This is a genomic window from Nannocystis pusilla (assembly GCF_020073745.1).
Taxonomy (GTDB): Bacteria; Myxococcota_A; Polyangia; order Nannocystales; family Nannocystaceae; genus Nannocystis; species Nannocystis radixulma.
The window spans coordinates 271,905-296,616 of the sequence record NZ_JAIRAU010000001.1 but is presented as its reverse complement, the minus strand read 5'-3'; the positions used below and the strand labels follow the sequence as shown (position 1 = coordinate 296,616).

The following is a 24,712-nucleotide window of genomic DNA, read 5'->3' as shown; positions in this document are numbered from 1 at the left end:
CGCCGACCACGACGGCGCAATCGCGGCGTCAGTCGCCCGCCAGGCGGCTGGCCCCGCGCGCGATGGCCTTGCCGATCGACACGCCGAGCAGCTCCTCCGCGTCGCGCTGGGCCGCCTCCCACGCGGGCGCGACGTCGGCGATGAGCTTCATGCCCTTCTCGGTGATCTGGATCTCGTGCGAGCGCGCGTCGTCGATGTCCGCCAGCTTGAGCCAGCCGCTGTTGCACATGCGCTCGACGTTGCGGCTCACCGTCGACGCGTCCATGTGCATGCGATGCGACAGCTCGTTCGGCGTCAGACCCTGGGCCTGCATCACCACCACCAGCGTGTCGCGCTCGGCGCAGAAGCTCCGGCCGATGCACGCGACGATCCGCCGCGTCATCCCCGGGACATGTCCCGAAGGCCAGGCGCCACGCAGTGGTTCGCCGGCGACCGCCGTGGTGGCGGACGACCGCGAAGACGCGGTGGACGAGCTCCTCGCGGACAGTCACCTCGTCGGTCACGCGAGCCGCATCGCGCCGAAGTTGGCGAAGCTGTCGTGCGCGGGGCTCGTCGAGGACGGCGAGTGGGACTACACCGCGGTGGCGAGGCGGCTGCTCGCGGGCAAGGGCCTGCTGCGCAGAGGCGCGGTCGGGCGGCGGCGCAGGGCGGCCGCCGAGCGGCTCGAGGTCTCAACCGCGCCTTCGTCCTGTCGACGGCCCTGCCCTTCCACATCCCGACGGAGCTCCGTCAGGTCCGGGGCATCGATTGACGGTGGCGCGGCGCTCGCCGCCGTGGTCGCCGGACCGCGGAGCGGGCAGCCGCGAGGCTCAGCAGCGGCAGGCCCGGTGAACGACGCCGGGCCGGGCGGTGCCGCGGCCGCCGCCGGTCGCCCGGAAAACTTGGCCGCCGGCCCGCCTGCCGGTATGACCGTGCGAGCGCTTGAGCACCGCCGCCGCACCGCCCGACCCGTCCTCGGGGCCCACCGAGCGGCCGCCGACCCGCCGCGCGGGCACCGTCGCCTGGACCGCCTCGTCCTACTTCGGCGAGGGCCTGCCGTGGTCGATCCTCCACCAGGTCGCCGCCGAGTTCTTCACCGCCGCCGGGCTGCCGGCCCGCGAGGTCGGCTTCACCTCGGCGCTGCACTTCACCAGCAGCCTCAAGTTCGTGTGGAGCCCGATCGTCGACCTGATCGGGACCCTGCGCCAGTGGATCGTCGCCACCCAGTTCGGCCTCGGCCTGCTGATGGCGGTGCTCGCGGTGCTCGCCCACAACATGGCCTCCGGGACAGGTTCCGGCACGGCCGTGATCTGGCTGGTGCTCATCGCCATCGGCCTGCTCAGCGCGACCCACGACATCGCCTGCGACGGCTACTACATGACCGCGCTCGGGCGCGACGACCAGGCCCGCTACACCGGCATCCGCGTCGCGGCCTTCCGCGTCGCCATGCTGGTCGGCTCGGCGGGCCTGGTGTTCCTCGGCGGCCGCGTCCACTGGCTGGCCGGCTTCGGCGTCGGCGCCGTCCTCATGGTCGCCCTCGCGGTGGCCCACCGCGTGTGGCTGCCGCGCGTGGCCGTGGCGCGGGCGCTCCCGCAGGCGACCGCGAGCGACCCCGAGGCCGGCTGGCGCGCCCGCATCGCCCACGTCCGCGGCGCCTACTTCAGCTTCCTGCTGCAGCCGCGGGCCGCGATCGTGCTGCTGTTCCTGCTCAGCTTCAAGCTCGGCGACGCGCTGATGTTCGGCATGTCGAAGGTGCTGTTCCGCGAGCTCGGCATCGGCACCGCCGACCGCGGCGTGCTCAACGGCTTCGGCACCGCCGCCAGCATCGCCGGCGCCATGCTCGGCGGGCTGTGGGTCGCGCGCGTCGGCCTCGGTCGCGCGCTCCTGCCGATCGCCCTCATCATGGCGGGCACCCTGCCGCTCTACCTCTGGCTCGCGGCCCCTCGCCTGCCCGCCGACCTGCTGCTCGGCCTCGGCGCCCCGCTGAGCCTCGCGCACACGCTCTCGCCGCCGCTGTGGCACGTCGGCACGATCCTCGTCATCGAGCAGCTGTGCGGCGGCCTCGCCACCGCCGCGCAGACGATCTTCATCATGCGGCGCTGCCACCCCGATCACAGGGCCGCCCACTTCGCCTTCGCCACCGCCATCTATTCGCTCGCGCAGACCATCTCGGGCACCTACAGCGGCTTCCTGTACGAGGCCCACGGACCGGTGGTGTACTTCTCGATCGCCGCCGTCGCCTGCATCCCCTGCCTGGTCCTGATCCCGTTCCTGCGCCAACAATAGTCGAAGTCGCCGCATGGACCGCGCCGCCGCCCGCTCACCGTTCGACGTCGTCCGGCGCAAGGTCGGCGCCGTGCTCGCGCCGCTGGTCTTCTTCGGCCTCCTGCTCGCGCCGACCGGCCTGCCCGACCCCGCCCACCGCCTGGCCGCGATCTTCGCCGCCACCGTGGTGCTGTGGGTGTGCGAGGTCATCCCGCTCGGCGCCACCGCGCTGATCGCCCCGGCGCTGGCGGTGGCGATGGACGTCACCCCCGCGGCCAAGGCGTTCGCGCCGTTCGCCAGCCCGCTGATCTTCCTGTTCCTCGGCGGCTTCATGATCGCGCTCGGCCTCAGCGAGCAGGGCCTCGACCGCCGGGCCGCGCTGTGGCTGCTCGCGCGCGACTGGGTGCGCGGCTCGCCGGCCCGCGCGCGCGTGGCCGTCGGCATCGGCGCCTTCGCCTGCTCGATGTGGATCTCCAACACCGCGACCACCGCGATGTTGATCCCGGTGGCGCTCGGCCTGTGCGCGGCGATCCGCGGCGCCGCCGGCTCCGAAGACCAGCCGAAGTTCGACCGCTTCGCCCAGGGCACCCTGCTGACCCTCACCTACGCCTGCTCGATCGGCGGCGTCGCCACCCCGATCGGCACCGCGCCCAACGTCATCGCCCTCGACTTCCTCGAGCGGCAGGCCGGCATCCAGCTCGACTTCTTCCAGTGGATCAGCTTCGGCCTGCCGACCGGCCTCGCCACCCTGGCGCTCGTCCTCCTCTACGCCGAGCGCCGCTTCCCCGCCCCGGTCGCGCGGCTCGACCGCCTCACCGTCGAGGTCAAGAAGCAGCTCGACGGCCTCGGGCCGATGTCGCCGGGCGAGCGGCGGGCCGCCGCGGTGTTCCTGCTGGCCGTCACCGGCTGGCTGTTGCCCTCGGTCCTCAAGATCCTCCTCGGCGCCGCGCACCCGGCCGCCGCCTGGGCCGACCGCTGCCTGCAGGAGGGCGTGGTCGCCACCCTCGCCGGCGTGCTGCTGTGCATCATCCCCGGCGGCCGGCGCCGCGACGAGCCGGTGCTGCCGTGGGCCAAGGCGATGCAGCTCGACTGGTCGACCCTCTACCTGCTCGGCGGCGGCTTCTCGCTCGGCGCGATGATGTTCGACACCGGCCTCGCCGAGGCGGTCGCGCGCGGCTTCCTCGCCGTCGCCGGACCGATCGCCAGCTCGCCGTTCGGTCTGCTGGCGGCCAGCACCTTCCTCGTGCTGTGGCTGACCGAGGTCACCAGCAACGTCTCGACCACCAGCATGATGGTCCCGGTGCTGATCGCCATCGCCCAGGCGGCCGGCATCGACCCGCTGCCGACCACCCTGTGCGTCACGATGGCCGCCAGCTTCGCCTTCACGCTGCCGGTCTCGACCCCGCCGAACGCGATCGCCTACGGCACGGGCCTCATCAAGATCCAGACGATGATCCGCTTCGGCATCGTCCTCGACCTGCTCGGCTACCTCGTGCTGCTGGCGTGCGGGGCGCTCTTGCTGCCGGCTCTCGGCCTCGGGCTTTGATTGCGCCCGAGCGGCACGCGGACGGTGAAGCTCGAGCCGAGCTCGTGCTCGCTCTCGACGCGGATCGTCCCGCCCATCGCCTCGACGAACCCGCGGGCGATCGCCAGCCCCAGGCCCGACCCGCCGAAGCGGCGGCGCAGCGAGCTGTCGGCCTGGTAGAACGCCTCGAACAGGCGCTGCTGCTGCTCCGGCTTGATGCCGATGCCGGTGTCGTGGACCACGAACTCCACGTCCCCGTTCTGCTCGACGCGCACCGCCAGCCCGACCTCTCCGAGCTCGGTGAACTTGCACGCGTTGCCGAGCAGGTTGAGCAGCACCTGGCGGATCTTCTCCTGGTCGCCGAACAGCGGCGCGTCCTGGTCTTCGGGCCAGACGAGCGCGACCCCGCGGCGCAGCAGCGGCTCGACCGACGCCCGCACCGTGCGCAGCAGCGTCGCCAGCGAGAACACGTCCTCGCTCAGCTCGAGCCGCTGCGCCTCGATGCGCGACAGGTCGAGCACGTCGGCCACCAGCCCGAGCAGCGTCTGCCCCGCCAGCTGGATCCGCTGGAGGTCGTCGCGCATCTCCTCCGGCGTCGCCTCGCCGACCTCGTCGAGCATCAACTCGCTGTAGCCGAGGATCGCGTTGAGCGGCGTGCGCAGCTCGTGGCTCAGGCTGGCGATGAACGAGCTCTTGGCCTCGCTCACCTGCTCCGCCTGCTGCTTGGCCGCCTGCAGCTGCTGCGCCTGGCGGCGCAGCTTGTCGGCCAGGATGTTGGCGTCGGCGATCGCCGTCTGCGTCGACTTCATCGCCACCAGCATCTCGCTGGTCGGGTCGTGCAACGCGAAGTCGCGCAGCGTCAGGTTCGAGCGGCTGACCTGGCTCGTCTCCGTCAGCCACGGCGTGCCGACGAACAGCGCCCCGCCGTCGACCTCGACCACCTCGCCGCGCAGGCGCAGCTCGAGCTCGCGGACCTTCAGCAGCACCACCGAGTCCTGCCGGGCCAGCAGCGCCGCCAGCGTCAGCTCGGGCAGCACCGGGCGCTCGACCGCGAACAGCTCGTCGAACGGCTTGCCGGCCGCGTCCCCGGGCATGAGGCGGCGCAGCGAGCGTCCGAGCTCGAGCGTCTTCAGCTCGTCGTCGACGAGGATCGAGAACGGGAACAGCCGCTCACATTGCTCGCGAAACAACAACAGCATGGCGAGCCTCTAGGCTGCGGCCTGCAGCTCCACGCGAAAGAGGTCGAAGCCGTCGCGGTCGCGGCCGTGCACGTGCTCGACCGCCACCTCCTCGGAGAAGCCGCGCGCCAGGCCCTTGAGCAGGCCGACCACCATCGGCGCCAGGCCCTCGCGGCGCGAGTGATACTCGAGCTCGAGCGTCCGCGGCCCCGCGTCGCGGACCACGAAGCTCGGCGGCCGCAGCTGGGGGAAGCTGAGCCCGACCCGCGTGTGCATGTTGTCGAGGTTGCCCAGGAACTCGCGCATCGACGCGCCGAACATCGCCATCAACTCGCCGTAGCCCTGGCGCGCCGTATAGAGGATCCAGTGCTCGCCGAACGCCTCGAGCAGGGCCGCCGGCGGGCGCCCGAGCACCTCGCTGGCGGCGCCGACCAGCTTGTACGTGACCTCGTCGGGGTAGGCCTCCATCGACACGAAGCCGACGGCGTCGACCCCGGCCTGCTCCTGGATCCGCGCCCACATGTCCTCGCCGTAGCGCGAAACCACCAGGTCCTCGACCGCCTTGTTGACGAGTCCGTACATCCTGTCGCCTCCGCGGACGCCCCCGCGCCCGTCGACCTCGAGTGTCGGCCAAGTACCGGCCCCGGGGCAACGCGGGGACGCGCGGGGGGAAGCCGGAGCGAATGTCGCGCCGGGTCTCACACCGCGATCGCGCGCATCATCACCAGCGGACCCTCGGGGAAGCCGTCGCCGCGCAGGTCGACCTCGCCCTCGATGTGCCACAGGTTGTCCTCCTCGGGGTCGACCAGCACCTGCGTGACCCGCCAGCGCTGGTCGGCGACCGCCTCGATGCGCGTGTACTTGGGGAACCGCGCCCCGTGGTCGAAGCGCAGCGTCGGGTACTCCGCGTAGTACTCGGCCATCGCCTGCGCGAAGCGCTCCGGCGGCCACGGATCGTCGGGGTCGGCGCGCGTGCCGACCGCCGCGTCCTCCCAGTCGCGCTCGGCGAGCGCGCGCACCAGCGCGTGCATCTCCGCGCGCACGCGCGCGGCGAACGCCCTGGGATCGGCCGACAGATCGCGCGGCCCCGCGGGCGCGGCTTCGCCCTCGAGCACCGGCGGGTGCAGCATGCGCTCCCACTCCTGCAGGAGGCTGGTGTCGACGTGCTCGAACATCGCCCGCATGAAGCCGATGACGTCGTGCACCTCGTCGGTCTTGGCCGCGTCGGGCACGGTCTGCACGAGGAGCTTGTAGGCCTGCATCAAGTAGCGCAGCAGCACGCCCTCGCTGCGCTGCAGCCCGTACTCCTTGACGTAGTCGTTGAACGCGGCGTAGCGCTCGACCATGTCGCGCACCACCGACTTCGGGCGGATGTTCTCCTGCCCGACCCACGGGTGGAGCGCGGAGAACTCGTTGAAGGTGTCGTAGATGAAGTCGGCCAGCGGCTTGGGGTACGAGACCTTCTCGAGCTCGGCCATGCGCTCCTCGTACTCGACCCCCGCGGCCTTGAGCTCGCCGATCTTCTCCGAGCGCGCGCGGTGCTCCTGCGCCTGCAGCACCACCTGCGGGTTCTCGAGCAGCGACTCGACCAGCGACACCACGTCGAGCGCGTAGGTCGGCGAGTCGAGCGGCACCCGGCCGAGCGTGTCGAGCAGGTAGAGCGACAGCGTGTGGTGGAGCGAGAAGTCCTTCTGCAGGTGCTCGTCGAGCCGGACCGCCCGGCCGCCGCCGCCGTCCTTGCGCGCGTCGAGCGGCACCAGCTTGACGATGCCGGCCTTGCGCAGCGCCCGGAACAGCGTCGCCGCCTCGCGCCGGTGGCGGGTCTTGGCCCGCGCCTCGTCGTGCGCCGCCGCGATCAGCTCGATCAGCCGGCGGTAGCCGCCGCCCCACGCGTTGATGTTGGCCGGCGACTGCAGCAGGCTCAGGATCATACCGTGCGACACCACGAACCGCGACTGCAGCGGCTCGGGCTCGCGATCGATCAACTTCTCGAACGTCGACCTGTCCCAGGGGACATAGCCCTTCTCGGGCGGCTGTCGGCGCACGAACTTCTTCTTCTTCGGGTCGGCCGCCGCCTTGGCCTCGAGCTTCTTGTTCTCGATCACGTGCTCCGGCGCCTGGCAGACCACGTAGCCGTGATCGTCGAAGCCCTTGCGCCCGGCCCGCCCGGCGATCTGCTTGAAGTCGCGGGCCCCGAGGATCCGCGTCTGCTCGCCGTCGTACTTGCACAGCTTGGTGAACAGCACCGTGCGCAGCGGGATGTTGACCCCGACCCCGAGCGTGTCGGTGCCGCAGATCACCCGCAGCTTGCCCTGCTGCGCCAGCTTCTCGACCAGCAGGCGGTACTTCGGCAGGAGCCCCGCGTGGTGGACCCCGACGCCGTGCTTGAGGTAGCCCTGGATCTCCTTGCCGTACGGCGTGTCGAAGCGGAAGCCCCCGATCGCCTCGGCGATCGCCGCCTTCTCCTCGCGCGAGCACAGGTTCGTGCTCATCAGGTTCTGCGCCTCCTCGGCGGCCTCGCGCTGGGTGAAGCTGACGATGTAGATCGGCGCGCGCGCGCGGTCGAGCAGGTAGGCGATCGTCTCGTGCAGCGGCGTCTCGCGGTACTCGAAGTCGAGCGGCACCGGCCGCGTCGCCGAGCGCACCACCGCGACCTCCTGCTTCGTCAGGCGCCTCAGCCCGTCCTCGACCTTGGTCGTGTCGCCGAGCGTCGCCGACATCAGCAGGAAGGTCGTGAACGGCAGCGCCAGCAGCGGGATCTGCCACGCCATCCCGCGGTCCCGGTCGCCGTAATAGTGGAACTCGTCGAGCACCGCGTCGTCGACCGGCGCCATCCGCCCGTCGCGCAGCGCCATGTTGGCCAGGATCTCCGCGGTGCAGCACAGGATCGGCGCGTCGCGGTTGACGCTGGCGTCGCCGGTCATCATGCCGACGCGGTCGGGCCCGAACTCGCGGCACAGCGCGAAGAACTTCTCGCTGACCAGCGCCTTGATCGGGCTCGTGTACACGCTGCGGCGCCTGCGGGCCAGCGCGGCCAGGTGCATCGCCAGCGCCACCAGCGACTTGCCCGAGCCGGTCGGCGTGTTGAGCACCACGTGCTTGCCGGCCAGCAGCTCGAGGATCGCCTCCTCCTGCGCCGGGTACAGCTCGAGCCCCGTCTCGGTGACCCAATCGAGAAAGCACTCGAGGATCGCGTCCGACGAGGTGTTCTTGTCGGGCTGCTCGATCAGCCGGGCCGCGAACTCCCGCAGCTCGCGCGGGCCGGCCGTGATGTTGTCGTTGGCGCTCACTGCGGCAAGATCTCGCCGGCGAGCGGGTAGTTGGGGCGGATGTCGACCGGGATCTGGCCGAGCCGGTCGAGCGAGGCCTGCAGCAGCGGCGTGATCTTGCCGTGCTCGTCGAGCAGCTTGTCGGCCGCGGCCTTGTCGCCGCTGTGCTGGATCAGGCAGATGTCGCGCACGAGGTCGCTGATCGCCTGCTCGAGCTTGACGAGGTCGACCTTGAACTTGCCGCTCGCGCTGTCGGGCACCACCGCGCCGGCGGCGATGAAGCGCCCCAGCTGCAGCGCCGCCCCGCGCCCGTGGGCCTCGGCCACGCCGAAGCGGGCGCTGCGGAACAGCCCGGCGAAGTACGACAGCAACACCTTGTCCTTCAGGTCGGCCGCGAGCTCGCCCTTCTCGATCATGAAGAGCACGTTGTACGCGCCCATCACGTCGGCCTTGGCCTCCTCGAGCGGCGAGTAGCTGGCCGCGAGCGCGACCCGGACGTCGACCTTCTCCGCCGTCTTGTCGGCCCCCGGCTGCGGGGCGACGAACGCGGGCCCGAGGCTGTGCGACAGCTCGTGGAACAGCACCTGCAGGAAGAACGCCTCGCCCGACAGCGACGACACATGGTCGGGGTGCAGCACCTGCTCGCCGATCGGGCGCATGATGACGTCGAATTTGGTCTGGATCAGGTTGCGCAGCAGGACCTTCTTGGCGCCCTTCTCGGCCCGCACCTTCTCGTCGTTCGGCAGGTTGAACGCGATCGTCTGCACCGACTTGCGCGCGTCGCCGGCCGAGAACACCAGGTCGACCACGCGGATCGGGCTCTCGCTGCCGCGCTTCGTCTTCACCTCGTCGGGGATCGGCAGGTGCTGCTCCATCTCCGGCAGGTACTTCTTGTACTTCGCCAGCGCCGCCGAGGCCTTCGGGTCGCTGACGGTGACGAACGCCTCGAACGCGGCCTTGAGGCCGAGCAGCTCGTCTTCGTAGGTCTCGTAGGGCCCGATGGTGATCTCGACGACGCTGTCGAGGTCCATCCAGTCCTTGTCGGACTGGTAGTAGTCGTCGGTGCGGAACGCCTGCGCGCGCGAGCGCAGGAACTTCGTCAGCGAGCGGTTCTTCGTCAGCTTGGCCGCGTCCTCGAGCGCCTTCGCGGCCGGCCCGAGCCACTCGCCGTACTCGGCGCTGTAGGGCCGCGCCTCGAGCTTGTCGCCGGCGCGCACGATGACCGTCGTCAGGCTCTCGAACGCCGCCTTGTCCTCGGGGTGCTCGGCGACCCATTTTTTGAACGCGTCGGCGCTGAGGTCCTCCGGATAGAAACCCGCGCCCGGCGGGTGCGCCAGCGTGGTCGCGAACGGCGCGTAGTGCTCCTGGCGATCCCACGGCCCGCGCATGACCGTGAAGTAGTCGAGCTTGACGATCCCGAGCTCGCTGGTGTCCTTCTCGAGCTCCGCGCGCAGCGCCGGGTTGCCGGCCCACGCCTGGCGGTCGAAGATCGGGTCCATCAGCCGCGCCGCCTCGATCAACTTGTCGAGCGCCGCGCGCTCCGCCGGCGGCAGCTGCGACACGTCGGTCGTCAGCGGCGAGGTCACGAACTGGTCGATCTTGTCGTGCAGCAGCTCGGCCGGGCTCTTCAGCTTGAGCTGCGCCTGCTTCGCCGGCGTCGCCTCCGCCGGCTCGTCCGCCGCGTCCGCGTCGTCCTTCGCGGCGTCCTCCACAACCTTGCCTGCAGCCCGCTCGCCCTTGCTCACGTCGGGGTTTTGGCACGCGGCGAGCGCGAGCGCCACGAAGATGGTCGAGCGGACAGGCGGCATGGGCCCGCAGGATACTACCCGCGACCGGCCCCGTCGAGCGCGCGGTAGAGGTACGGCAGCGACACGTCGAGGCGGTAGCTGGTGTTCGAGTGGTCGTCGGGGAACTCCTCGTACACGTGGGCGATGCCCAGCGCCGACAGCCGCCGCACCAGCGCGCGCGCGCCGAAGTGGGCCTGGAATTGGTCGCGCGAGCCGGCGTCGATGAACAGCCCGTGCAGCCGGCGCAGGTTGGCCTGCGCCTCCGGCGTCTCGATCATGCGCAGCGGATCCCAGCGCAACCACCGGGCCCACGCCTCGGCGTCGAGCTCGGCCGTGTGCAGGTCGACCGGCAGGCGCACGCCCATGTACGCGCCCGGGTCGGGGTCGTAGGTCGCCGCCATCGCCAGCAACATCAGCGGCAGGTGATCGCCGCCGCCCCACTTCGGCGCGGCCGCGAACGCCTTCAGCCAGCCCTCGACCCCGCCGCTGCGCGCCAGCGCGGTCACCAGCCTGGGCATGTCTGGCCGATAGGCCAGGTCGAAGTTGCAGTCGCCGGCGTGACAGCCGACCGCGCCCCACACGTCCGCGCGGCGCATGCCGTGCACCAGCGCCCCGTAGCCGCCGCTCGAGTGGCCGAACACCGCCCGCCCCGCGCGCCCCGGCCGGACCCTGAACTCGCGCTCGAGCCGCGCCGGCAGCTCGTCGGCGAGGAAGTCCTCCCACCGCCCGAGCGCGCTCGAGTTGATGTACTGATTGCCGCCCAGCGCCGTGAAGCCGTCGGGGAACACGCCGATCACCGGCCCCATCGCCCCGCCGGCGATCAGCCGGTCGAGCCGCTGCGGCATCGACTCGCCGAACCCGGTCCACCCGAGCCGCTTGAGCCCCGAGCTGCTGTACCCCGCCAGGTCGACGAAGATCGGGTAGCGCTCGTTGCCGCGGTCGTAGCCCTCGGGCAGGTACACCGCGACCGCCCGCGACGACGGATCGCCGACCACGTTGGCCGCCAGCGCGGGCGAGTCGATCTCGATGGTGACGGTGGTGCCGCGCGGCAGCGCGTAGTTGTGAGTCGGCATATCGGCCCGCGAACATAGCACGCGCGGCCGCTGCAGCGACCTCGAACCATCCGACGGCCCCCGCGAGCTGCCGCCGCCGCGACGGGCGACCGCTCGCCGGCAGAGCCCGCGCGCCGCTGCACCTCGCGGCGGCCAGCTTCGAGGTCGCCGTCCACGCACAACATGTCCCCGAGGACATGTCCATCGCACCATGCCGCGATCCTCCGCGCGCCGCCTTCCCGCACCTCCTTCGGCCGCCGGTACCGGTCGCACAGCGAGAATGCGGCGCATCGTGCGGGAATCCCGCAGCCGAGATAGCCCCTAACGGCAGCGCGAAGGGGCTTGGCGCGGAAACGCTCATCGGATAATGACCTCTCATGAGCCAGAAACAGCACCGCAGCGCCCAGCGTCGCGCCGAGAAGCGACACCGCCGCGAGGTCGAGCGCCGGCAAGCCCGGACCCTCGCCCGCAAGCAGAACCCTGCCACGAAGGAGCGCCTCGACGCGTTCGAGGACGACGACGTCCCGAGCGCCGACGAAGAGACTTCCGTTCATCCGTACCTGACCCAGCGCTGGCGCGAGCGTGAACACCTCCTCCCGCGCGCGCTCCGGCGCTTGCGGCGGGGGATCGATCGCTTCTGGACGCACGCCGAGGTCGCCACCCTCGACGAAGACAGGCTGCTCGGCGGACTCGCCGAGCGCGGCCTGGTCGTCACACGCGCCGACGTTCTGAGTCACATCGCGCGCATGCCGGCGGGAGGCTCGGCCTGGCGGATGTCGCGGATCCACTGGCTCCCCGCGATCACCGAGCGCGTGCTGTCGGCTGCCGATCGCGACTTCCTCGGGTTGGCCGCGGTCGAGCTGTGGCGCCGTCTCCGTCCCGACGATCCGCCGCTCGAGTCCTTGCTCGCGCTCGTCGCCGACGCAGAGGACCTCCGCGCCGACGACGACCTCGCCGGATACCTCGAGAACCTCGTCCGCTTCCTCGCAGCGGCGCGCGACCGCGTCGACCCCGACGCACCCGGCGAGATCGGCGGCGTCCGTCTCCCCCTGGGAACCCTGCGCACGCGCATGATCCTCGTCGCCGTTCGGCTCTTCGAGCAATGCCCCGAGCTCGCCGCCGACGCCGCCGCCGTCGCCGAGCGCTGGCTCGACCTCGTCTTGACCGATGACGACGCCCACGACCGCCGCATCGTCCTCTCCACCGCCGCGCACATCTACGAGGAGCTCGGTCGCCTCCAGGACGCCGAACGGGTGCTCCGCGGCGCCGTCGCGCTCGCTCCGGACGACCTCGTCGCGCGCAAGCTGCTCGCCTTGCATCTGCACGAGCACGCTGCCGGAGATCGGGCCCGCCTCGTCGAGGCCCTCGCCCTGTGGGACAGCATTCGCCCGCCGCCCGACCACTCCGAGGTCGATCGCTTCACCGAGATCCGCGACGAGATCGCGGAGAGCCTCCGCCTCCATGACACCCCCGGCGCAGGGGCCTCCTCATGAGGGCCTCCGACCGCCGCAAACAAACCCCGCGGCCGCGTCACCCCCGGCAGGAGGCGCCGCGCCGCGAGCCCGAACCGACGCAGCTCGTCGACGTCGTCGTGCTCTCGCTCGCCGAGGACTCCGCGCGGGTCCGTCGCCTCGACGACGGGACCATCGTCAGGCTACGGGTGCCGGATCTCCGCGCCATCGTCCCGGCGCTGCGGGTGAGCGTCCAGTGCCGCGCCCCTCGCGGCAACGCTCCGCCGAGAACCCTCGTCGGCCACATCCTCCACGCGCGCCTCGACCTCGACGCGCTCGCGCTCCCGCCACGCCCGCCGATCGAGTTCGGCCCGTGGCCGATGGACGACGAGCTCGATCACCTGCCGGACGATGTCGTCGCCCACCTGCGCGCGCGAGCACGAGACATGTTCGAGATGCACTCACCGCCGCCGGACGACGAGGACATCCTCTTCGCCGCGCTCGACCACCGCGAAGCCGACCGCCCGCTCGCCGCACATGAACTGCTCATGCGCCTCGTCGAGCGTGACCCCGGCAACATCGACGCGCACCGGCACCTCGGCAACCTGGTGTTCGACGTCCTCCTCCCGGTCGCGCGGACGCACTACGAGATCGCCGTGCAGATCGGCGAACGCCAGCTCGGCCCCGGCTTCGACGGGATCCTCTCCTGGTATCTCCACGGGAATCGAGCGTTCCTCCGCAGCCTCCACGGCCTCGGTCTGTGCCAGTGGCGCGGCGGCGACTTCCACAGCGCCGAAGCCACTTTCCGTCGCATGCTCTGTCTGTGTCCTGAAGACGGGATCGGCGCCCGCTTCCTCCTCGTCGACGTTCGCGCGCGCAAGTTGTGGGGCGACGGCGCCGAAGGCGACGGCGAACCGCCATTCTGAGCGGCACCCCCGACTCCTTGTCGTCGACCCGGACCCCGCCGCCGTCGCACCGGTCGACCCCCGCCTCGAGCGTCGGTGCAGCGAATCCTGCTCGTGGCCCGCGAGGGCCCGCCGGCGCCGGCTGACGCGCGCCGGGCGCTCGTGTATCCTCGCGCGCACGAGCGCGCATGACACACACGACGACGGACATCTGGCAAGGCGGCCTGACCTCGGACCTCTCCAAGATCCTCCTCACCGAGAAGCAGATCCACGACCGGGTCGCGCAGCTCGGGCGCACGCTGGCGAGCGAGTACGCCGACAAGGACCCGCTGATGGTCGGGATCTTGAGCGGCAGCCTCCTCTTCATGGCCGACCTCGTGCGGCACATGAACATCCCGCTGTCGATCGACTTCATGGCCGTCTCGTCGTACGGCGACCGCACCACCTCCTCGGGCGAGGTGCGGATCTTGAAGGACCTCGGCAGCGCCGCCACCGGCCGGCACATCGTCCTCGTCGAGGACATCGTCGACAGCGGCCTGACCCTCGATTACCTGTGCGACATCTTGCGCACGCGTCACCCCGCCTCGCTCGAGATCTGCGCCTTGCTCGACAAGCACGAGGCGCGCAAGCGGCCGCTGCAGGTGCGCCACGTCGGCTTCCCCTGCCCCAACGAGTTCGTGGTCGGCTACGGCCTCGACTACCGCGGCCACTACCGCAACCTGCCCTACATCGGCGTGCTCAAGCCGGCGATCTACACCACCTGACTCTCCGGTCCTGTCCCTTGTGACCTGCTCTTAACGCCCTGGCTTGAAAGACAGAATGCCCGCCGCGCCGACCCTCACGCTCGCGCAGATCCAGAAGCTGCCGAAGACCGACCTCCACGTCCACCTCGACGGCTCGATGCGGCTCGACACGATCCTCGAGCTCGCGCGCGAGCGCGGCGTCGCGCTGCCGGCCGCCACCGCCGAGGGCCTGCGCGAGGCGATGCACCTCGGCCAGAACGCCGGCAGCCTGGTCGCCTACCTCAAGGCCTTCGACGTCACCCTGCAGGTGCTGCAGGACGAGGAGGCCCTGTACCGCGCCGCGTTCGAGCTGGCCGCCGACGCCGCGGCCGAGAACGTGCGCTACATGGAGGTCCGCTACTCGCCGATGCTGCACACCCGGCGCAAGCTCGGCCTCACGCGCGTGGTCGAGACCGTCCTGCGCGGCCTGCACGAGGCCCAGCAGGTCCACAACATCGAGAGCAACCTGATCCTCTGCGGGATCAGGAACATCTCGCCCGAGTCCTCGCTGCGCATGGCCGAGCTCGTGGTCGCCTACAAGAACCGCGGCGTGGTCGGCTTCGACCTCGCCGGCGCCGAGTACGACTACCCGCCCAAGGCCCACCACGAGGCCTTCAACCTCGTGCGCCAGAACAACATCAACGTCACGATCCACGCCGGCGAGGCCTACGGCCCGGCCTCGATCGCCCAGGCGCTGCACGTGTGCGGCGCCCACCGGATCGGCCACGGCTGTCGCCTGCGCGAGGACGGCGACCTGCTCCGCTACGTCGTCGACCACCGGATCCCGCTCGAGTGCTGCCCGTCGTCGAACGTGCAGACGGGCGCGGTCAGCAGCATCGCCGAGCACCCGCTGCGGCTCTACTTCGACCTCGGCGCGCGGATCACCGTCAACACCGACAACCGCCTGATCACCGACACCACCGTCTCGCGCGAGCTCCACCTGCTCCACACCGAACTCGACTTCGACTTCGCCGCCCTGCGCCAGGTCATCCTCAACGGCTTCAAGAGCGCCTTCCTGCCGTACCACGAGAAGCGCCGCTTCATGCGCGCCACCGCGGCCGAGCTCGACGAATTCGCCGCCACCCACTTCGGCGCCGCCGACTCACCCTGACGAAGCGGTCGCGGCGGCGAGGGTGAGGCGGTGCAACGCGACCAGCCCGTCGCGGTCGAGGGTGTCGCTGACGTACCCGCCGGCGAGCACGAAGGCCACGGCGATGTCCCGCCGGCGGCACCAGTCGAACACGAGGCGCTCGCGCTCGGCGAGCAGCTCGCCGGTCACGCCTGCGAGCGCCCCGTCGCCGCTGTCCTCGTGCAGGTCCATGCCGGCGTTGTAGATGCACAGGTCGAAGCGGGGCGCCTCGCGCTCGAGCGCGGCCAGGCGCGCGGCGACGGTCGGGAGGTACGCGTCCGCGCGGTCGACGAGATCGAGCGTCCAGCGCGGACTGGGGTCGTAACGGTCGTAGTCCTCGGTCGAGACGTCGACCTGCCACACGCGAGGGTCGTCGGCGAGCAGCGAGTGGGTGCCGCCGCCGCAATGCGCGTCGAGGTCGAGCACGAGGATGTGGCGCGCACCGTGGACGCACGCGGCGCGAGCCGCCAGGGCCAGGCCGTTGAAGGTACAACTCCCCATGCCGTGGCCGCGACGGGCGTGGTGCAGGCCGCTCGACAGCGAGCCGGCGCAGCCCTCCGCGAGCGCCGCGCGGGCGGCCGCGACCGTGCCCCCGTTCGAGGCCCGCACCATCGTCCACAGCGCCGGATCCCAGGCGAAGCCCTGCGACTCGGCCAGCTCGAGCGGCACCCCGCTGCGCACCGCCGCGACGTACGTGGCGTCGTGGACCTCGCACAGTTCGGCCTCCGACAGCAGCTCCGGCGCGCGCGGCTCGATCCCGACGAGCGGCGCCTCGACCAGGGACTGCCATACCCACGACGACTTGCGCGTGGTGTCGAATTCGTGGCGAGCCAGCACGTAGTCCGGGCTGAAGTACACGGGGACGTGGCGACGAGGCATCGCCTGGACTCTACAGCAAGGGCACGGCCGCCCGCACCGGGATCACGGTCACCGGCGCAGGCGTGACTGCGAGCGCTCAGTGAAAGACGACCTGACCGGAGCCGGTCCTGTCGATGTCGCGGTCCTCCGGCTCGCCCCACACGTGGACCACGCCGGAGCCGGTCAGCCGGACATCGATCAATTCGCTGGCGGTCAGCTCGATCCCGGCCGAGCCGGACGAGCGAACCACGACGGTCTCGGCGACCAGCTCTCGGGTGAAGATCTCGCCCGAGCCTCTGCTCTCGAGCGACACGTCGCTGACGTGTCCGCCGATGCGCAGCTCGCCCGAGCTGGTCGAGCGCACCTCGACCGTCGGCGCGGTCAGCTCCGCGACGACGAGCCCGCCCGAGCCCTGGAGGAGGATCTGCGACAGCTCCGCCACCTCGCCGAGGACCTCGACGTGCCCCGACCCGCTGTTCTCGACCGCGAGCAAGCGCTTGACCGCGACCTCGACCCGGCAGTCGCCCTCCGGGCGCAGCGACCTCAACCCGGGCGAGTCGATCCACAGCACGTCGACGTCGACGTAGGCCTCGATGTCGTCGACGAGGTTCGAGTCGCAGATGATCCGCACGCCGTCCTCGTCGGCGAGCGCGATCTCGACGTCGATCGAGGTCGTGTTGTGGACGGCATCGAACCCGTGGAGCGCGCGCTCCTCGACCACGACGTCGCCGTTGCCCTCCAGCGGCAAGCAGCCGGGCAGGGCGAGGGCGACGACGGGGAGCAGGCGCGAGAGAAGGAGACGACACGAGAGCGGCATGACGGGCGGTGCAACACCGCGCGCCGGCACCGGCGTCACCGGCAGGCTGTGAGCGCGAGCACAACCGACAGCGCTCGCGCGCGCGACATCGCAGCGCGTCGTCGACTCACTGCACCTGCACGTACACGAAGTCCTGGCCCGGGTGGTCGGCGTCGGTGCCGGCCAGCGCGTGACAGGTGACGCAGATGTTCTTGGCCGGGCCGCTGTCGCCGAGCCCGTCGGCCACGATCCCGTCGTCGTCGTGCGGCGCCGGGTGGTCGTCGGGCACCTCCTCGTACCAGTACCAGCTGCCGCCCTCGCTGCCCGGCTTCACCCGGCGATAGACCGCGTAGCCGATGAGCTCCGCCCCGGCGGCGTCGTAGAGCTCCTTGACCGCCGCCGCGTCGACCGGGTACTCGCCGTCGCCGTGGGTCGCCAGCACGTCGTTGGAGCAGATCCGCTGCTTCCCGTGGGGCGAGACCGTGATCGTCGCGTCGTGCGCCCCCGACTCGCACGCCCATTGCTTGTAGTGGCCCTCGGCCAGCCACGCCCGCATGGCCACCTTGCCGCTCGTCGGCGGCACCTGCCTCGCGTCGTCGCCCGCCGTGTCGGTGCCGCCGCCGCCGTCGTCGCCGCAGGCGGCAACGAGAGTGAGTGCGACGAGACATGTCCAGATCTTCATGAAGTCCTCGCTCGAGTGATGTCCACGCGACCGCCGGTCGCAGCGCGCCAACGCCGGCCCCGAGCAGGAGTTACGTGCATTCGACGTCGCCGCAGACGTCGCCCGCGCGCCGCATGACGCTTGTCAACGCCGCCCCGGCTTGCTACCCACGCGCGAGCCGCTCGCCTTGGTCACCAAGCTCGCCCGCACGCAGTACTCGCCCGCGCTGTTCGACCTGGCCCAGGACATCGTCGGCGGCCTGCCGCTGCGCCTGCTGGGGCGCTGGCTGGAGAGCGACCAGACCGAGGCCGACGCCATGCGCCTGCTCGAGGCCTGCCGCGTCACCGGCTACAACGTCGTCAGCGACTCGACCGGGCTCACGCGCCTGACGGCCGAGCGCGGCCTGATGGAGATCCTCGCCATCATCGATCAGCCCAAGGCGATCGTGCACGCGCTCGGGTCCGCGATCGGCGGCGAGGGCGTGGGGATCTGGGCCGCCGACAACACGCAGATGTTCTACCCCGCCGCGGTCGCGGCCGAGCGCCTGCTCGCCGCCCTGCTCACCGTGCAGGACGAGGTCGCGCGCCGCTGCGCCGTCAAGATCGGCCTCGCCGCCCACTTCGGCGACTTCTACGGCGCCGGCGGCGGCCTGTACGGCGACGAGTCCGACGCCATCGAGGAGCTGGCCGAGGATCACATCGGCGGCGGCGAGATCGTCGTCAGCGAGGCCGTGGTCCGCCGCCTGCCGCCCGCGCACGGGTTCGCCCTCGTCGCCCGCGGCGCTGCGGCCGGCCTCGGCGCGCTGTGGCGCGTCACCGACGGCCCCCGCCTGTCCCTCGGGACATCTTCTTCCAAGCGCTACCCGATCCCCTACTCCGACGCATTCTACGCCGACCTCGTGCGCTTCGAGGGCCGCCTCGGCGACCCCGAGCTGGCGCGCGAGATGACCGCCAAGTACACGCAGCACAAGGTCGTCGTGCTGGTCGAGCGCCAGTCCCAGGACGCCGACAGCCGGGCCGTCGCGCTGTTCAACAACCTCTCGCTGTCGGCGACGATGAAGGACGCCGGCCTGCGCCACCTCGCCGAGGCCCGCGGCGTCGAGGTCAAGGTCAGCGGCCCGCTCGGCATCTACACCTTCGACGACCCGGCCCGCGCGCTCGCGTTCGCCCGCACCTTCCGCCGCGAGCTCGCCGCCGGCGGCATCGCTTGCCGGATCGGCGTCGACCTCGGGCCCGTGCTGGTGTTCGACCTCGCCGGCGGCGGCAAGGACATCGCCGGCATGCCGGTCAACATCGCCTCGAAGATGGCGCAGGACCGCGGCGAATGGGGCAAGGTCTACCTCAGCGACCGCGTGCACGCCCGCGTCGACGCGCCCGAATTCCGCGAGCTGCGCTTCCACGTCTCCGGCGTCGAGCTGCGGGCGTTCGAGGGCTGATCCGCGGCCAGCCGGCGATCGCCTCGGGAGCCCCGCGATACCTCCCGCCGCGCGCCGGGTGTTATCCTGCGTGATCGTGCGACTGCGAGACCTCGCCGTATCGGCGCTGCTGCTCGACGGATGCCGGCCCGTCGCGCCCGCGCCTGCGCCCGCGCCCGCCGCGATCGACGAGCCGCGCGGCTGCGACGGCAGCCTCGTCACCGACGAGATCCGCGCGAGCGAGGCCAACCTCGCCAGCGCGTTCGTCTGCGACCCCCGGCCCGACGCCGCGAAGTGGGTGAGCAGCCCGAACACCTTCGCGGGGCGGCCGGAGCTCCCGCGCACCGAGCCCCCGCCGCTCGACGTCAACCAGCCGCGCTTCGCCCTCGTGTTCGACGGCCGCGAGGGCCCCCGGCTGGGGCACGCGCTGGCGACCCTGCGCTCCGAGGCCGACTACCGGATCTTGCTCGCCTCCACCGCCGCTCCGCCGGGGGTCGCCGTGCACGCCCCGCCGACCGCGGCCGGCGTGACCGAGCTGCTCGCCGTGCTGCGCCGCGAGCTCGCGCCCGGGGCCATGCTCGTGATCGTCGCCGCCGAGGTCGTCGAGACCCCCGACGACCCGTGGGGCTGCATCCCCCTCGCCGACGCCTGCTACCCGCTCGGCACCTTGAGACATGACCTCGAGGGCATCCGCGCCGGCGCCCGCGCCGTCGTGCTCGAGCAGGCCCGCCCGCGCCTGGCCTTCGCCGCGCTGGCCGACGCCGCCAGCGTCGTCACGACCTTCCCCTCGGGACAGGTCGGAGCCGCGGCCGCGCGCGCGTTCTGGTCCTCCGGCGTCCCCGACGGCGACGGCGACGGCGTGATCGCCCTGCGCGAGCGGGCCGCGCACGCCCGGCGCCGGGCCCCCCAGGCCCGCTTCGTCGATCCGCTCGGCGTCCTCTCGTTCGCCCGCCGCTCGGCCCGCGCTCGCGGTCGCGACCCGCTCGAGGTCCAGGGGCGCGCCGAGCTCGATCGCGCCGTCGCGACCCTGGCCCCCGGCGAGATCGCCGTCGTCAACCTCTCGACCACCTGGTGCGCCGCCTGCGAGCCGTTCCGGGCGGAGTTCGCCGAGCTGTCCCGCAGGACAGGTGGCGCCCTGCGCTTCATCCACGCCGAGACCGACGAGCAGTGGCAGGGCTTCGGCGCGCCCTCCTATCCCGCGGTCGCCTTCATCGCCCCGGGCGGGCGCTTGCTCGGCGTCGCCGCCGATGCCCACGACCCGCTGGCCAGCCTGGCGATCGCGCAGCTCGACGCGATCGACGATCGGCTCGCGCATCACCGCTCCCAGCTGCGCAGCTCGGACGCGCCGGTCCGCAGCCGCGCGGTGCGGGCGATCATCGCGTTAGGTGCCCCGGGCGCGGCGCTGGCGCCCGACCTCGCGCGCGACCTCCACGACGAACCGGTCGCCGCGATCGTCCTCGACATCTTGCTGGCGCTCGGCAGCTACGGCCCCGCGGCCCGCGAGTTCGCGCCCGAGCTGCTCGCGCTGTTCAACCACGCCGACGAGTACGTGCGCTCGCTGGCCGTGGTCACGCTGCAGCGCGTCGGCGCCGATCCGCGCGCGCTCGCCTGCCCGCTCGTCGCCCTCGTCGCCGACCCGAGCTCCGGCGTGCGCAAGGCGGCGACGGAGCTGCTCGCGGCCCACCCGTCGCTCTTGCCGTCGCTGCTCCCGGCCTTGCGGGTCGTGATGGAGGACGCCGTGCCGGGCATTCGCATGGCCGCGCTGGTCGCGTTCCGGCGCCTGCCGTGGGGTGACGCCGCCGCCGAGGCGTTGCCGACGCTGGTGCGGCTGGCCACGCCCGGCGAGCCCGAGGGGCAGCGCGAGGAGGCGATGGCGGCGATCGTCGACCTCGGCCCCCGCGCGGCCGCGGCGGTGCCCGACCTCGCGCGCCTGCTCGCCGACCACGAGCCCGCGATTCGCCGCCAGGCCGCGCTCGCGCTCGGCAATTGCGGCGCCGCGGCCGGCTGTGCGGTCGCTGCATTGGCCGCCCTCGACGGCGACCCCGATGTGCACACCCGGCGCAAGGCCGCCGAGGCGCAGGCCCGGATCGCCGCCGCCGCGCCGACTGCCCGTTGAGGTCCTGGCATTTCGCCACAATGTGCTTTGTCCGTCCGACCGCGCCGGCACGAAGCGCGCTCGAACGGCTCCATTCTCCGGAATTTCGCCGTTCCGTCGCCGACGTCCGAGCGCGGCCCGATGTGCCGAAACGGGTCCGATCGACGCATCATTGATGCATGCTAACAATATTGCCATGCACATCACAACTCGTATCGAACTCGGTATCCTCCTCTCCGGCTTGCTCGCTTGCACCTTCAAGGCCGAGCTGAGCACCGGCGACTCCGACCCCGGCACGGAGGGCAGCGAATCGTCGAGCCCCGACACCGACGGCGCCACCACCACCTCCGCCGGTTCGCCCGGCTCGCTCTCCGCCACCTCCACCATGCCGGCCCCGACCAGCTACGACCCGGAGGGTGAGACGACCGGCACCACTCTGGCGGAGCCCGGCAGCGACACCGAGTGGGCCGGCACCACTCTGGTGGAGACCGGCGACGCGAGCGACACCTGGGCCGGTACCACTGTGGTGGAGACCAGCACCGGCTCCGACACGCACGTCACCACGACCCCGTACACGACCGGCGAGCCGGAGCCGTGCGAGGGCGAGGCGGTCCCGCTCGACGTCGAGGTCTTGTCGTACGTCGAGTCGCAGATCGAGGTCGGCCCCGACGGCACGACCGGCGACGACGACGACCCGAACCTCCTGTACGTCCGTTTCTCCGACCAGACCTTCACCTGCGCCGACCCGCACGAGCCCGTCGCCTGCGGCCACCACTGGGATCTGTCCTTGCGGCTCCCCTCGGCCTTCCAGGCGCCCGGCCTCTACTCCCTCCAATTCGCCGACGTCCAGCCGCACGGCTTCGGCCGCGAGACCGGCCCCGACTTCGGCAGCGAGGATTGTGACGGCAGCACCGGCATCGCCCAGGGCACGCTGCAGATCGTCGCCATCGACGAGGACAAGGTCGTCGGCCGCCTGTGCCACGTGACCTGGCCGGGCCACGACAACGAGTTCGCGCTCGACGGCAGCTTCATCGCCCCGCGTTGCCCGCAGTGATCGCCCGAGTACAGTCCGAACGCCTGCGGGCCGGCCGACCTTGACACGTCGGGCATTCGCAGGGACGATCGGGTCCTGCGAATGCTCCGCCGTGTTTGCCTCGCCGCCGTGGTCCTGGTGGGCTGCGGTCGGCCCCACGTCGCCGCGCCGCCGGTCGCCGCCGCCCTGCCGGCGCCGGAGCCCGAATCTTCGCAGCAGCCCGACGTCGTCCCGGAGCGCGGGCCCGGCATCTGCTCCGAGAGCGGGTGGTGCTGGCACCATCCGCTGCCTCAGGGCAATACGTTGACCTCGCTCGCGGGCACCTCGGCGACCCAGGTCTGGGCCGTGGGTAACGACACGCTGCTGCGATTCGACGGCGAGCGGTGGGAGCGGATCGCCGACGCGCCTGCCGACGTGTGGCTCAAGCAGCTCGCGCCGCGGGCCGCCGGCGGGTTCTGGGCGCTCGGCCAGCGCTGGCACGCCCAGGGCGACCAGGGTCTGCTGTACGCCTGGGACGGCCGGCAATGGCACGACACCGGCCTCGTCACCGCGTCGTCGGACGCCATGTGGGTCGCGGGCGACCGCGACATTTGGTTGTTGAGCGAGGCAGGCCGGCTGTCGCGCTGGGACGGCGAGGCCCTGCGAGACGGCCCCGCGCCGCCGACCGCCGAGGGCAACGCGCTCGCGGGTACGGACGAGCGCGACGTCTGGCTCGGCGCGGACGACGGCCTGTTCCACTGGGACGGCCGGCGCTGGACGAGGGTCCGGCGCGAGGACACCACCGGGCTGCTGGTCCGCGCGCCGGGCGACGTGTGGGCCGCCGATCTCGCGGCCGTCCATCACCTCGAGGGCGGAGCATGGCGCTCGTGGCCGCTGGCGCACGACCTGCTGCGGCGGCTGTACGACGGCGGCGACGGCAGCGTGTGGCTCGTCGATTCGCAGCAGGTCCTCCGCTTCAGCGCGGGCGAGTGGCGCACGATCGCCGCCAACGACAGCCGCCTGCGGGCGCTGTGGTCCGCGCCCGACGGCACCGCCTGGGGCGTGGGCGACAAGGGGATCCTCTCCCGCTGGGACGGCGAGCGATGGACGCAGTCGATCGATCGCCGGTGGCTGCACCCGCTCCACGCCATCTGGGGCATCGCGGACGACGACGTGTGGGCTGCCGGCCGGGAGGGCCTCGTCGCCCACTTCGACGGGCGCGCCTGGACCCGCGTCGCCCTCCCCGAGGCTGCCACCATTCGCGCCGTGTGGGGTTCGAGCGCCAATGACGTGTGGGCCGTCGGCGATGGCATCTTTCACTGGGACGGGCGCGCATGGTCGAAGGCCGACGTGCACCTGTGGGACACCATGGACGCGGTCTGGGGCACCGGCCCGCGCGACGTCTGGGCCCACGGCACCGACGGGGTGCTGCACTTCGACGGCTGCTGGTGGTCGGCCGAGCTCGCCGTCGGGTCGTTCCGTCGCGCCCGCGGCGGGGCCACGACGGCCGAGGGCGAGCCGGTCTTGCCGGCGCTCCCCGGCCTGCTGCGCAAGCGGGGCGGCGCGTGGGAGATCGCCGCCGACTCGCCGCAAGGTCGCATCGTCGAGCTCCACGGCACGCCGCGCACGGGTCTATGGGCGCTGCAGGCGGCCAGGAGCGGGCAAGCGCTCCTGCGCCTCGACGCCGGCGATATCTGGACGCCGCTGCCCTTGCCCGCCGCCGCGAAGGAGGTGGTGCGATTCCACGTGCAAGCGCCCGACGCGCTGTGGATCGTCGACAGCGACGGCGGCGTGTACCGCTGGGACGGCGCGACCTGGCGCGACGAGGCGCAGGACCTCACCCGGTTTCATCCGGCGGCCATGTGGGTCAGCCCGGGCGGCGACATCTGGCTCGCCACCTTCAACGACAACGCCGGGCTGCTGCGCAAGCCGGCTGCCAGACGCACGGCCCGGGCCGCGGCTGCGGCTCCGCCGGCCCCACCGGCCCCGACGTGCGGCCCCGATCCCACCGCGGTCGCGCTGGCGGCCGAGCTGGTGCACGTCGACGCCGGCGATCTTGCGAGCTCCGGCTCCGTGTCGCCTGCGGACGCGCGAGAGACCGCGCGCGTCTGGCTCGAAGCGCTGCGCAACACCCAGGTCCTCACGCTCGCGCGCGTCAGCGCCCTGCCGCTCGCGGTCCAGGGCTTCCGTCCCTGCGGCGACGCCCCGGGGGTCGGCCGGGACGTCGAGGAGTTCCGCGACCTCCTCGACTGCGTGCTCGCCGATTCGGTCAAGCACTACGTGCCGCGCGAGGCCCAGGGCGAATGGACCCCACGCGCGCGCGGCCTGTCCGGCACCTTGAAGGTCATCCGCCCCTCGGGCCTGGCGCGGCGGATGGCGCGCTACCGTCCTACCATCGACGCGCTGGCCCGCGCGGGCCATGTGCTCGTGCAGGCGCGCACGACCGACAACAACGGCATGACCATCCACTTCGCGGTGGCCGTCCGCGCGACCCGCTCCGGGCCGCGCGTGGTCGCCGTCTTCGTCGACCAGCTGTTCGAGGAGTGACCGCCCC

Annotated in this window: 19 protein-coding genes; 10 read left to right on the top strand and 9 right to left on the bottom strand. The window is 72.1% G+C overall.

Annotated features, from left to right (window positions below):
* Positions 1–28: 28 nt before the first annotated feature.
* Positions 29–382, bottom strand: a complete 354-nt coding sequence (locus K7C98_RS01215) for a MarR family winged helix-turn-helix transcriptional regulator (protein WP_224189623.1) — start codon at positions 380–382, stop codon at positions 29–31.
* Between the two features lie 539 nt (positions 383–921).
* Here K7C98_RS01215 and K7C98_RS01210 point away from each other — a divergent pair.
* Positions 922–2,265 (top strand): MFS transporter, encoded by a 1,344-nt coding sequence (locus K7C98_RS01210; protein WP_224189622.1) that lies wholly within the window; start codon positions 922–924, stop codon positions 2,263–2,265.
* Between the two features lie 13 nt (positions 2,266–2,278).
* Positions 2,279–3,790, top strand: a complete 1,512-nt coding sequence (locus K7C98_RS01205) for an SLC13 family permease (RefSeq protein WP_224189621.1) — start codon at positions 2,279–2,281, stop codon at positions 3,788–3,790.
* Here the strand turns inward: K7C98_RS01205 and K7C98_RS01200 are convergent.
* The 5 genes from K7C98_RS01200 to K7C98_RS01180 all read right to left on the bottom strand — a co-directional run bounded on the left by K7C98_RS01200 (position 3,730) and on the right by K7C98_RS01180 (position 11,076).
* Positions 3,730–4,968 carry a sensor histidine kinase gene (locus tag K7C98_RS01200; RefSeq protein WP_224189620.1) on the bottom strand — a complete coding sequence of 413 codons (1,239 nt, stop codon included), beginning with the start codon at positions 4,966–4,968 and terminating at the stop codon, positions 3,730–3,732. The genes K7C98_RS01205 and K7C98_RS01200 overlap by 61 nt on opposite strands.
* 9 nt (positions 4,969–4,977) lie before the next feature.
* Positions 4,978–5,529, bottom strand: a complete 552-nt coding sequence (locus K7C98_RS01195) for a heme NO-binding domain-containing protein (protein WP_224189619.1) — start codon at positions 5,527–5,529, stop codon at positions 4,978–4,980.
* A 116-nt stretch (positions 5,530–5,645) separates the two neighbouring features.
* Positions 5,646–8,237, bottom strand: coding sequence for a DEAD/DEAH box helicase (locus tag K7C98_RS01190; RefSeq protein WP_224189618.1), 2,592 nt, complete (start codon positions 8,235–8,237; stop codon positions 5,646–5,648).
* Positions 8,234–10,024 carry a dipeptidyl-peptidase 3 family protein gene (locus tag K7C98_RS01185; protein ID WP_224189617.1) on the bottom strand — a complete coding sequence of 597 codons (1,791 nt, stop codon included), beginning with the start codon at positions 10,022–10,024 and terminating at the stop codon, positions 8,234–8,236. The genes K7C98_RS01190 and K7C98_RS01185 overlap by 4 nt, the downstream gene beginning before the upstream one ends.
* 14 nt (positions 10,025–10,038) lie before the next feature.
* Positions 10,039–11,076: an alpha/beta hydrolase gene (locus K7C98_RS01180; protein WP_224189616.1), complete on the bottom strand. Its 1,038-nt coding sequence runs from the start codon at positions 11,074–11,076 to the stop codon at positions 10,039–10,041.
* Positions 11,077–11,432: 356 nt separating this feature from the next.
* On the opposite strand from K7C98_RS01180, the gene K7C98_RS01175 reads away from it, so the two are divergent.
* The 4 genes from K7C98_RS01175 (at position 11,433) to add (ending at position 15,304) form a co-directional block, all read left to right on the top strand.
* A complete protein-coding gene (locus tag K7C98_RS01175; RefSeq protein WP_224189615.1) occupies positions 11,433–12,548 on the top strand; it encodes a hypothetical protein in 1,116 nt (371 codons plus the stop codon).
* Entirely contained in the window at positions 12,545–13,432 is an 888-nt protein-coding gene (locus tag K7C98_RS01170) for a tetratricopeptide repeat protein (protein WP_224189614.1), read from the top strand. Before K7C98_RS01175 ends, K7C98_RS01170 begins: the two co-directional genes overlap by 4 nt.
* A 203-nt stretch (positions 13,433–13,635) precedes the next feature.
* Positions 13,636–14,175: a hypoxanthine phosphoribosyltransferase gene (gene hpt / locus K7C98_RS01165; RefSeq protein WP_346660265.1), complete on the top strand. Its 540-nt coding sequence runs from the start codon at positions 13,636–13,638 to the stop codon at positions 14,173–14,175.
* Positions 14,176–14,230: 55 nt separating this feature from the next.
* Positions 14,231–15,304, top strand: a complete 1,074-nt coding sequence (gene add, locus K7C98_RS01160; RefSeq protein ID WP_224189612.1) for an adenosine deaminase — start codon at positions 14,231–14,233, stop codon at positions 15,302–15,304.
* On the opposite strand, the gene K7C98_RS01155 is transcribed toward add, so the two are convergent.
* The 3 genes from K7C98_RS01155 to K7C98_RS01145 form a co-directional block, all read right to left on the bottom strand.
* A complete protein-coding gene (locus K7C98_RS01155; RefSeq protein ID WP_224189611.1) occupies positions 15,296–16,201 on the bottom strand; it encodes a hypothetical protein in 906 nt (301 codons plus the stop codon). The genes add and K7C98_RS01155 overlap by 9 nt on opposite strands.
* A 76-nt stretch (positions 16,202–16,277) precedes the next feature.
* On the bottom strand, positions 16,278–16,997 hold the full coding sequence (locus K7C98_RS01150) for a head GIN domain-containing protein (RefSeq protein WP_224189610.1): 720 nt from the start codon (positions 16,995–16,997) through the stop codon (positions 16,278–16,280).
* Between the two features lie 106 nt (positions 16,998–17,103).
* Positions 17,104–17,658: a hypothetical protein gene (locus K7C98_RS01145; protein ID WP_224189609.1), complete on the bottom strand. Its 555-nt coding sequence runs from the start codon at positions 17,656–17,658 to the stop codon at positions 17,104–17,106.
* Between the two features lie 166 nt (positions 17,659–17,824).
* Here K7C98_RS01145 and K7C98_RS01140 point away from each other — a divergent pair, with 166 nt between their 5' ends.
* From K7C98_RS01140 to K7C98_RS01125, 4 genes are all read left to right on the top strand, one after another.
* A complete protein-coding gene (locus K7C98_RS01140; protein WP_224189608.1) occupies positions 17,825–19,072 on the top strand; it encodes a family 3 adenylate cyclase in 1,248 nt (415 codons plus the stop codon).
* 76 nt (positions 19,073–19,148) lie between these two features.
* On the top strand, positions 19,149–21,167 hold the full coding sequence (locus K7C98_RS01135) for a hypothetical protein (RefSeq protein ID WP_224189607.1): 2,019 nt from the start codon (positions 19,149–19,151) through the stop codon (positions 21,165–21,167).
* 175 nt (positions 21,168–21,342) lie between these two features.
* Entirely contained in the window at positions 21,343–22,200 is an 858-nt protein-coding gene (locus K7C98_RS01130; RefSeq protein ID WP_224189606.1) for a hypothetical protein, read from the top strand.
* Positions 22,201–22,281: 81 nt separating this feature from the next.
* On the top strand, positions 22,282–24,705 hold the full coding sequence (locus tag K7C98_RS01125) for a hypothetical protein (protein WP_224189605.1): 2,424 nt from the start codon (positions 22,282–22,284) through the stop codon (positions 24,703–24,705).
* The last annotated feature ends 7 nt before the right edge of the window (positions 24,706–24,712 follow it).

What these genes read in the sequence shown, in the direction of transcription:
- K7C98_RS01215 (WP_224189623.1), bottom strand. Translation starts at nt 382, where the DNA reads ATGACGCGGCGGATCGTCGCGTGCATCGGCCGGAGCTTCTGCGCCGAG.
- K7C98_RS01205 (WP_224189621.1), top strand. Translation starts at nt 2,279, where the DNA reads ATGGACCGCGCCGCCGCCCGCTCACCGTTCGACGTCGTCCGGCGCAAG.
- K7C98_RS01200 (WP_224189620.1), bottom strand. Translation starts at nt 4,968, where the DNA reads ATGCTGTTGTTGTTTCGCGAGCAATGTGAGCGGCTGTTCCCGTTCTCG.
- K7C98_RS01195 (WP_224189619.1), bottom strand. Translation starts at nt 5,529, where the DNA reads ATGTACGGACTCGTCAACAAGGCGGTCGAGGACCTGGTGGTTTCGCGC.
- K7C98_RS01185 (WP_224189617.1), bottom strand. Translation starts at nt 10,024, where the DNA reads ATGCCGCCTGTCCGCTCGACCATCTTCGTGGCGCTCGCGCTCGCCGCG.
- K7C98_RS01180 (WP_224189616.1), bottom strand. Translation starts at nt 11,076, where the DNA reads ATGCCGACTCACAACTACGCGCTGCCGCGCGGCACCACCGTCACCATC.
- K7C98_RS01175 (WP_224189615.1), top strand. Translation starts at nt 11,433, where the DNA reads ATGAGCCAGAAACAGCACCGCAGCGCCCAGCGTCGCGCCGAGAAGCGA.
- K7C98_RS01170 (WP_224189614.1), top strand. Translation starts at nt 12,545, where the DNA reads ATGAGGGCCTCCGACCGCCGCAAACAAACCCCGCGGCCGCGTCACCCC.
- add (WP_224189612.1), top strand. Translation starts at nt 14,231, where the DNA reads ATGCCCGCCGCGCCGACCCTCACGCTCGCGCAGATCCAGAAGCTGCCG.
- K7C98_RS01155 (WP_224189611.1), bottom strand. Translation starts at nt 16,201, where the DNA reads ATGCCTCGTCGCCACGTCCCCGTGTACTTCAGCCCGGACTACGTGCTG.
- K7C98_RS01150 (WP_224189610.1), bottom strand. Translation starts at nt 16,997, where the DNA reads ATGCCGCTCTCGTGTCGTCTCCTTCTCTCGCGCCTGCTCCCCGTCGTC.
- K7C98_RS01145 (WP_224189609.1), bottom strand. Translation starts at nt 17,658, where the DNA reads ATGAAGATCTGGACATGTCTCGTCGCACTCACTCTCGTTGCCGCCTGC.
- K7C98_RS01130 (WP_224189606.1), top strand. Translation starts at nt 21,343, where the DNA reads ATGCACATCACAACTCGTATCGAACTCGGTATCCTCCTCTCCGGCTTG.
- K7C98_RS01125 (WP_224189605.1), top strand. Translation starts at nt 22,282, where the DNA reads ATGCTCCGCCGTGTTTGCCTCGCCGCCGTGGTCCTGGTGGGCTGCGGT.